Below are 9,470 nucleotides of genomic sequence, written 5' to 3'. Positions count from 1 at the left end.
TATTTTTTTTACTAATTTTCTGTGGATAAGTTTAATTTTGTATTTTGCAACTATCTAATTATTAATTATCTAGTTACATCTTATATTCACCTATTTTTAACTTTTTGATAAGCTTAATTATCGGCCTTCTTATTAAATCTTTCTCATACTGATTCATACCTAAAAACCACATAGAAACTGAAAAAATTAACACATATACAAACCCATATAATAAGAATAATTTAATATTATACAAATCAATATATATATGCACTAAAACTCCTACTAAAATTGGTAATATAAGTGAAGGTACGAAACTAATTATCTGTTTCCAAAAATATATCATATCAAGTCCAACTTTTTTATGATAATACCAATTCATAATAAAAATATTTCCAATAATTAAAGATAATGCTGTACCCATAGCTGCTCCTATCCCTGCATATTTTTTTGACAGTGGAATTGTAATAATCACATTTGCAATAGCTATGAAAAAATAAACCCATGAACGAAATTGATGTGTATTTTTAGCTCTTTGAATTTCTATACCAATATTCTGTATTAAAGGAATGGTAACAGGCAATATTAAAAATAAAGTTATTAAATAAGATTCACTATAATTTGGTCCTGCCCACATATTAATAAATGGTTGTCCAAAAAATATCAATCCTGTCCAAATAACCGAAAGTACGATAAATTGAACTCTACCCACTCTTGTAAATAACAAAGTAAGTTCATGATTGTCATCGAAAGAAGCCACTATCTTATTTACCCTTGGTATAAATAAGCTTGAAATAGCAGTAGATAAAGATATATAATAAGTATTAAGTTGGGCTGCTAATCCATATAAGGCAACAAACACAGTACCATGAAATCTTCCTAATATAAACTTATCTACGTTCCAATTAATTTGGTCAATAATCATATTCATAAAAACAAAAGAGGAAAATATTGTCATTTCTTTCATCAGCGAAAAATCAAATTGTCGAAAAGAAAATTCCATGTTCAATTTTCTAAAGCAAAATATTGCATTAGCAATTTCTATTGATATATTTAATACCGTTGTAATAACAACCATTCCTATAGAACCATAACCCAATAATAATACTGGTAAAACTAAAAATGGATTTGCTATCACTTTAATCATCTGCAAGAGTTTTTGAAAAACAAATTGCTCATTTGCTGTAATATAAGAGTTAAATACTACATTTGGAAACGAAAATCCTATATTTATAACCATTATTGTCATAAGAATCTTTGCAACTGAAAGTTCTTGAGTTGTAAGTTGGGATCCAAAAACTAAATTAGTATTAAAAACAAGAGCCATTCCAGCTAATACTGCAATAAAACCAAGTATGGAAAAAATAATAAGAAACATGCCATTAATCTTTGCAATATTTTCACGTTCATTTCTAACCTTGTATCTAGAATAATATCGTATATATGCACTCCCAAATCCAAAATTAAGAAGTCCTAAATAACTCACAACAGAAACAACTAAATTATAAAGTCCATACTCACTTTGTCCTAAAAGACGAAGCATAATAGGGGTATATATTATTGATATAATATATCCAAGCGCCATAGATATATATGATAAAGCAGCCCCTGCTTTAAGTTGATTAATCTTCATAGCTTAATTCTCACCCTTAACACCTAAAGCTTTTGTTAAATACTCTAAAGCCTTATTTCGTTCAGCATCTAAAATATGTGTAACATGACTATAATCAACTTCAAAAAGCTTTGTATTATTTGAATTAATATTAAAACTCTCTGCTTTTCTGGAATGTAAATCAAATTTATCCAATAGCGTATCAATTCTTGAATACATGGATACAGAACTTCCTTCTCTATTATAAATTAAGAAAGGTTTCTCAAGTAGAATTGAAAATACTGCTCCATGAAATGAATCAGTACAAAAAATACTACACGAATTAATATAATCGAGGAATTGACTAGGCCCTATCGCATAATACAGCTCTTCTCTAATATCTCCTAAATTGACTACATCAAGATTATTTCTTTTAGAAATGATTGCAATTTGTTCTTTGTATTTCTTAGGAACACCACCTAAAAAATATGTAAGTAAATATTTTTTAGAAGGCTTATTGCTATCCACCTTAGATATTGATAACCATTTTTCCTTTTTTAATAATAATGTTGGATCTACTAATACAGGAACTTCTCTACCAGTTAGGTCTTTAATTATTTTAGCTCCATCATATTCTCTTACCGATAAACTATTTATTTCAGAAATCCATTTTCTATATCTTTCAATATAGTCTTCGGGTATTTTTGACACACCAAAGCTTGGAGATAAAGCTATCCTTTTATTTCGAGGAGCAAAAGTTAAAAAATCTATATCAGAAGTTCTATGATTGTATGGATTCCAAACTTGATCACTACCAGTAATAAAATAATCATAATTATTAGATAAATCTTCTGGAATATTTGTATCTGATATTGAATAATCTGTTTCCAAAATATGCTCTTTAGTGAATTTTTTGAAATTTCGTTCTCTTGAATTTTTCAATTCTTTAATCTTATTATTATTTACTTTTTCCAGGAACTTATTAGTTACTTTAATATAGGCTTCTCTTGGAGTTAATTTTATAAGATTTTCTACTCGACTAATTAGATTAGGTCTTTTTGAATATTTTGAGTATTTGGTTCCGTTTCTAATAGTTTCCACCTCAAAACCTAAAGATTTTAAATATTCTTGTACTGCATAATTTTGTAATCTATTTCCATAATTATTATAGTCATTAATTGTAAATAATCCTATTTTCTTCACTTTTTCATCTCCTATCTTTTAATCTATTTTCTAACTTCAACTTAGCATAATTTAATTTTATGCTTCTTAGCCCATTATTCCATGAATATCCTTTTATATAATATCTATATTTATTAAAGTAGTTTTGAATGATACATTCATTAACACCAGTTTGAACTGCATTCATCAGCCTATAAATTAATAAAGCTTTTAATCTATATTTAATCAAAGCCTTTTCTACTTGTTCATTATTATTAATAATCGAATTATTTTGAAGTCTCTTTATTGAAGAATAGTCTTTGTCTATTTTATCCATACTAAAAGCAGAGAGACAATTGTCATTAAAGGCTACTCTATAATTAGTTAAATACTCCTTAACATAAGTTACATTTTTTGTTCTAGATAAAACTTCACAAAAAAACTCAAAATCTTCTCCCCATGATACACCTTCTTGAAATCTTATATTAAATTTATCTAAAATATCTTTTTTAATCATCCAACCCGTCGTATGTACTGCAACTTTGCCTAAAATATAGTCAACTAATATATCTCCCCACTTAAATCTTGTTCTTTTTTTATACTTTTTTCTCGGAGTCACAACATTATATCCACAATAACAAACATCCGCTGATTTATTATATATTTCTAACAACATTCTTTCTATATAAGTTTTTTCATAAAAATCATCTGAATCCAAAAAACAAATATACTCACCTCTTGCTTCTTTTATTCCCTTATTTCTTGCTACAGAAACACCAGAATTTGGCTGAAAAATATACTTAAATCTAATATCTTCATCTAGGTATTTTTTTACTACTTCCTTTGTATTATCTTTACTTCCATCATCTATAATAATAACTTCAAAATTTGAATAAGTTTGTTCTAATAAAGAATTCAAAGAAATTGAAACAACTGTTTCACCATTGTATACTGGTATTATTACAGAAACTTTTGGACTCATATATTCACCTCTTTTCCCTCAGTTGATTCATTAAATGTAATTAGTTTTATAAATATAACAGATAAAAGAACTAGTCCACCTCGCATAACTTCACCTTTATAATTTGCCATTAATAACGCAACTACTGAATACTTTGAAATTATTAACTGTAAATCATATTCATTCTTATTAACAAAATAATTAATCGAAGGTTTCTTAAATAAAAATTTTAGTATCGCCCCATACAAAATAGAAATATAAATTATTCCTCCCATAAACATATCATTCACATAGCCAATATCTGATGGACTATAACCCATTTCAATAGCCTGTCCACCAAATAATCTATACCCTTCTCCAAATATAGCACCCAGACCTTGAGGAAAAGATAAATGAGAATCAGCTAAAGCTGCATAGTTTCCTGATTTTTCGTTATATATAAAAAATTTTATAGTATCTTCAATTCCACTCATAATCCAATCATAAGTATATGGAGCAACTATGCTTAGTACTAGGGTTGCACCAACAAGAATTATTAATGCAAAAATTGATATACGAATCATTTTCAATGAAATTTTCCCTTTAAGAATAAAATGTAATGCTAATACTATTGGGGATATTACAAAAACTAGTAAACCGAATCTCCCATTTAATAATATTACAAGTAAAATAAACGGTAAATATATTAAATATTTTCTTTCTTTAAATATAGAATAAAAAAAAGCTATTGAAGCCAATATTCCATGGTATATAGGTGTAAAAAAAGTGTAGTCACCGCTAATTCCATATATTCTCATTCTAGATATAAATATATTTTCTTCTCTATTTATATAGTACAAAGATAGAGCTATACTCTTCAAAGAAGGAAATAATAGCATCATAATCGTTATAATACCTTGAATTAAAGCTAAGTTTAACAAAACCCTTATCATATCATCTTTCTGAAACCCTATATATTTCATAAAGTCAATAATTATCAAAACGTGAATTATTTGAATAATTATAAACAAATTTTGCATTATCCTAATATCATAAGAACCTAGTGATGCTCTGATCGCAAAATATAAAGCAGAAATAAATATCCCAAACATTAACCAAAAAACATTCTTATTAATTTTAAATACAGTGGTTTTATTCTTACACGTAAATACCCAAGGTATCAGCATAAGCACTAAAAGTAATACAGAAAATACTTCTATATATACTCCGATACACAGATCAGATACACGTGGCATGTAAAAAATAAAAAAAGTATAAATGTATATAAACAACTTCTTCATTTTCATATTCCTAAACTTTCTTTTTATCGTCAATCTTGCGACCTCCTAAGTGGAAAAGCTAAATCACAAACACTTAAAATATTAACCAATAAAATATTAAATATATTCGTCTTTATATAGTTTAAACAACTCTTTTACCATTTGCTTAACATCAAATTTAGCGCATCTTTTATTTGAATAACTTACTTTACAATGATACATATCATCATTATGTAGCAGGGAAAAAATTTTATTCTCCAAATCATTATAGTTACCTAATTCAAATTTTAAATCTTTATCTTCAATTACATCATTTAACCCCTCAACATCACTAACAATCACGGGCTTCTCAGCAGCCATACCTTCTACCGCTGCTAATCCGAAGCCTTCCCAATTCGATGATAAAACAACTATATCCACAGTCTTAAGTATCCTAGAAACATCTTGACGAAAACCTAAAAAATGAACTCTGTCTGATATCCCAAGCTTATTAACCAATTCTATATTGTCATTTATTAAAGGACCCTCTCCAACAAGTACTAAGTGAACATTATCCTGTAATTTACTTATAGCCTTAATTAAAGTAGGTTGGTCCTTTGCCTCTGAAAATCTACCGACCATGCAAACTAACTTTGTATCTTCATCAATTCCATCGACTAAATCATTTTTTTTATAAGGCAAGGCTTTCTTGAATTTTTCTAAATCCACTCCATTTTCCATAACAATATGTTTGTCTGCTCTTTTTCGCTTAGGATCTATCCAATCTATCAAATTATCTCTAGTTTTTTTAGTGATTGAAATAATAGTGTCATATTTAGAATATATAAATTTATCTATTGGTCTAAAATAAAGCTTTTCGCGTCTCCTGTTATAAGTACTATGTTCTGTCGTTATAAACTTTACTTTTTTGTTTCTATAAATTACTCTTGTTAAAGCTACCCAATATTGTGTAGGAAAAAGATGTGAGTGAACTATGTCATAATTACCATTATGTATATATTTTTTTATTTCTAAAATATTCCTTGGGTCATATATATTTTTATATTTAATAATATCAACTTTTACTCCTTTTTTAAGTATAGAGTCGTAGAAAACATTATTTTTATCTGTTAACAATAAGATGTCAGCTTTTACATCTTTTTCTTTATTCATAAGAGGAATTAAATCTTCAAGAAGTTTTTCTGCCCCACCAGAGCCTAAATTGTTGATAATATAAAGTACTTTCAATATAATGTCACCTACTTTATCACCAATATTATTATTTATTTTATATAAATTAACATTAAATATATTTTTTGTAAATCTGTTCCATTTTTATAATGACATTATCTAACGAACATTTTTTTACTAATTCAACACTATTTAGTCCATACTTTACTCTTACTTTATGTAGCCTATAAAGTTCATCAACTGCATTAGCAAATCCATCTACATCATCTATTCCAACAACATAGCCATTCTCACCATTTTTAACTAAATCTCTATTACCTCTACAATCTGTAACCACAAGAGGTAATCCTGTCGCCATTGCTTCCATAACGTTGACTGGTAAGCCCTCACGTCTTGATGCTGAAACAGCTACATCTGAAATAGCCATAAGGTTTGGAACATCTTTTCTATACCCTAAAAGTTTAATATTGTTTTCTAAATCTAGCTCTTTCACTTGATACATGTACTGTTCCATTAAATTACCTTCACCAACAAGTAATAGTTTTATATTAGGAATTTTATTTTTTAACACATTAACAACGTTTATAAGCATATCTTGATGCTTATTATGATTTAGCTCTGCAACAAATATTAGAATAAAGTCCATTTCACTATATCCATATTGCTTTCTCAGTTCTTTTCTCTTTTCAGAAGTTTGGAATTTAAACTTATTTAAATCAATACCTACACCATTTACTTTTTTTATAAAGCCTGCTTTAAACTTTTTTCTTATTGCACATTCATAATCTTCATCATTGATAGTAATTAAACAGTCTGTATATTTCGACAACCACTTTTCAACTGGATAGTATAATAACCAATTTACTATTGGTGCCCTCTTAAAAAAATGGAAACCATGTGCTGTATAAATAACTTTTGTTTCTTTTTTTCTTGCTTTTTTAGCAGCTAATCGAGTTAAAACACTTCCCATAGGAGTATGACAATGTATCAATTTATAATTGTTATTGTCTATAATTTTTTTAAGTTGTTTATATGCTTTCAAATTCACTAACCTAAATGGAGATCTTTCAAAGAGAATATTATGTTTTATATCAACAAAAGGAATAGATGAATTCCCATTACTTGCAACATGAACTTCATATCCTTTTTCTTTAAACCATTTAAGATAAGGAACATGAAAATTTAATATATGACTATCAACAGTAGCTGTAAATAATACTTTTTTCATGATTTATCACCTTATTCTTTATATATTGTCATTACTTGAATAGACTCTAGTTGTCTAATACGCATTTTATTCTTCTTCGGTAGTCACTACTTCTTCATAAGCACTTAAATTAATTTTTTTTAATTCCTCATTTATCTTTTTATCTTCCTTAACTCCTGCTGAACTATCTTTAATAAAGATAACTTTAAGAGTATTAAATATAATTTTTATATCTAAAAGTAAAGAATATTTTTTTATATACAGTAAATCAAACTTAGCTTTATTTTCTGGATCAGTAGAATATCTTCCTAAAACTTGAGCTAACCCGGTTATACCGGCTTTAACAAAAACTCTATATTTAAATTCTTCAATTTCTTTATTGAATTTTTCCACAAAATACGGTCTTTCTGGTCTTGGACCTACTATACTCATATCTCCTTTTAGTACATTTATTAACTGAGGAAGTTCATCTATTCGAGTAGCCCTAAGAAATCTACCTATTGGAGTTATCCTAGGATCTCTTTCTGTAGCCAATACTGGACCCGTATGTTTTTCTGCATCAACTATCATAGTTCTAAACTTATATAAGCTAAATACTTTATTGTTTTCAGTAACTCTTTCTTGTTTATAAAATATAGGACCTTTATCGTATAATTTAATAGCTATTGAAGTAACTAATAAAAAAGGAAATGTAATAGCCAATCCACCAATTGATATAACTATATCCAAAACTCTTTTTAATACTTTCTGTTCAAATGACAAACCTAATTGCTCAACTTTTAATAACAACATATCATTACTCTGTGTAATTTTTGAGTTCATTAATGCGATTTCGAGCATTCCCGGAACTATATATAAAATTTTGTTTTTCTTAGAACAATATTCAACTAAATCTAGCTTATATTTGTTTGGTATATTACTATCAATATAAACCTTATCCATCTCGTCAATTAATTGATATGTTTCTTGAGTTATTGAATTGCATACATGTTTAATGCAATCACCATTTATTTTATTTAATAAAAACTCTTTAGTCATAAGATTTGATTGCGTATCTGATACAACTAGTAAAATATTTTGTGATTTCTTGTTTCGTTTTATTATGTTTAGAACTGTAATTTTAAGAAGAAAAATTAATATAAATTGAACAAAAAAAGCTACAATAAAAACACTACGCGGAAAAGCAAAACCCCTGTTAAAAAATACTATTGCTGCTGTTATTATATCTATTAAAAACACTGAAATAACTATTGTTAACACATTTTCATACAATGATTTTTTAGCTGTTGAAACAATATCATATATGTAAAATACAATAGTAGAAGTTATTATTATATATGGTATGTTCTGATAAAAAGGTTCTATATTAACTGATAATGGATTCATTTTAAATCTAATCAAGAAAGCTGAGTAAAAACCCAAAAGAATAAAAATAACATAAATCACGAATTCAAATAATTTCAAAAAAGTGCCATCTCTTTTTTCATCTAAAAATTTCATTTATTTTCCTCCTAATTAGTAAATTTAGGGTATGCTTCTATCATTTATTATAGCTATTGGGATTATTTTATGTCAATTATGTAAACTTCCATGCTTTTCTTCAAGATTTTACTATCGTCTCTCCTGATTCTTTATATGATTTAGATGAATTTCTACTGAGTCTACCACCTACTTAAATCCTGTAAAACAAAAACTGATTCTATATCATTTTCTTAAGATAGTTTTTAAAATCTTTACTTTTAAAATATCTACTTAATAAAATTAAATTCTTTTCTAATATTTTTTTACATACTTTGATGCTTTAGGGGTGCTATTATAAAAATTATATATTAAGACTTATCTATACTCTACATTCAATAGTCCAACATAATTATCAGTTCCAATATAACCAACTTCTATTGTTACTAAAATACTCATTTAATTTACTCTTTTAAAACCTTTATTTGCTATATAACTTCATAACAGAGTTTACCAACCCCATCTATATAACCATATTGAACTATTTTTAAAAGGAAAAACTCCTTGAAATCTTAATAGAAAAGCTACAATAAAAGTTATATTAACTAATACCACATCTAAAGCTATCAAATATATAGTTTTAATTTTATTTTCCATATCTAATACCCCTTTAGTTTATACACT

The 9,470-nt window shown here is 26.9% G+C and carries 8 protein-coding genes; all 8 read right to left on the bottom strand.

What is annotated here, in order from left to right; all coding sequences use genetic code 11:
* Window positions 1–73: 73 nt before the first annotated feature.
* The 8 genes from L21TH_RS09370 to L21TH_RS14320 all read right to left on the bottom strand — a co-directional run bounded on the left by L21TH_RS09370 (window position 74) and on the right by L21TH_RS14320 (window position 9,443).
* Complete coding sequence (locus L21TH_RS09370; RefSeq protein ID WP_006314716.1) at window positions 74–1,612, bottom strand: lipopolysaccharide biosynthesis protein; 1,539 nt, start codon at window positions 1,610–1,612, stop codon at window positions 74–76.
* 3 nt (window positions 1,613–1,615) lie between these two features.
* Entirely contained in the window at window positions 1,616–2,773 is a 1,158-nt protein-coding gene (locus L21TH_RS09365; protein WP_006314714.1) for a polysaccharide pyruvyl transferase family protein, read from the bottom strand.
* Between the two features lie 4 nt (window positions 2,774–2,777).
* Window positions 2,778–3,713: a glycosyltransferase family 2 protein gene (locus L21TH_RS09360; RefSeq protein WP_006314712.1), complete on the bottom strand. Its 936-nt coding sequence runs from the start codon at window positions 3,711–3,713 to the stop codon at window positions 2,778–2,780.
* Window positions 3,710–5,005: a hypothetical protein gene (locus L21TH_RS09355; RefSeq protein WP_006314710.1), complete on the bottom strand. Its 1,296-nt coding sequence runs from the start codon at window positions 5,003–5,005 to the stop codon at window positions 3,710–3,712. The genes L21TH_RS09360 and L21TH_RS09355 overlap by 4 nt, the downstream gene beginning before the upstream one ends.
* A 63-nt stretch (window positions 5,006–5,068) precedes the next feature.
* The gene (locus L21TH_RS09350; RefSeq protein ID WP_006314708.1) at window positions 5,069–6,178 is read right to left on the bottom strand and encodes a glycosyltransferase; all 1,110 of its coding nucleotides are present in this window, start codon (window positions 6,176–6,178) and stop codon (window positions 5,069–5,071) included.
* A 55-nt stretch (window positions 6,179–6,233) separates the two neighbouring features.
* On the bottom strand, window positions 6,234–7,349 hold the full coding sequence (locus L21TH_RS09345; RefSeq protein ID WP_006314706.1) for a glycosyltransferase family 4 protein: 1,116 nt from the start codon (window positions 7,347–7,349) through the stop codon (window positions 6,234–6,236).
* A gap of 66 nt (window positions 7,350–7,415) precedes the next feature.
* Window positions 7,416–8,828 carry a sugar transferase gene (locus L21TH_RS09340; protein ID WP_006314705.1) on the bottom strand — a complete coding sequence of 471 codons (1,413 nt, stop codon included), beginning with the start codon at window positions 8,826–8,828 and terminating at the stop codon, window positions 7,416–7,418.
* A gap of 468 nt (window positions 8,829–9,296) precedes the next feature.
* Complete coding sequence (locus L21TH_RS14320; protein WP_006314704.1) at window positions 9,297–9,443, bottom strand: hypothetical protein; 147 nt, start codon at window positions 9,441–9,443, stop codon at window positions 9,297–9,299.
* Between the last annotated feature and the right edge of the window lie 27 nt (window positions 9,444–9,470).

It is taken from the genome of Caldisalinibacter kiritimatiensis, from assembly GCF_000387765.1.
Lineage (GTDB): Bacteria > Bacillota > Clostridia > Tissierellales > Caldisalinibacteraceae > Caldisalinibacter > Caldisalinibacter kiritimatiensis.
The sequence above is the reverse complement of the archived record's forward strand: the minus strand, read 5'-3'. Positions and strand labels throughout refer to the sequence as shown.

Bases quoted from the DNA above. Each gene is read 5' to 3' on its own strand.
- L21TH_RS09345 (WP_006314706.1), bottom strand. From the start codon at position 7,349: ATGAAAAAAGTATTATTTACAGCTACTGTTGATAGTCATATATTAAAT.
- L21TH_RS14320 (WP_006314704.1), bottom strand. From the start codon at position 9,443: ATGGAAAATAAAATTAAAACTATATATTTGATAGCTTTAGATGTGGTA.
- L21TH_RS09340 (WP_006314705.1), bottom strand. From the start codon at position 8,828: ATGAAATTTTTAGATGAAAAAAGAGATGGCACTTTTTTGAAATTATTT.
- L21TH_RS09370 (WP_006314716.1), bottom strand. From the start codon at position 1,612: ATGAAGATTAATCAACTTAAAGCAGGGGCTGCTTTATCATATATATCT.
- L21TH_RS09360 (WP_006314712.1), bottom strand. From the start codon at position 3,713: ATGAGTCCAAAAGTTTCTGTAATAATACCAGTATACAATGGTGAAACA.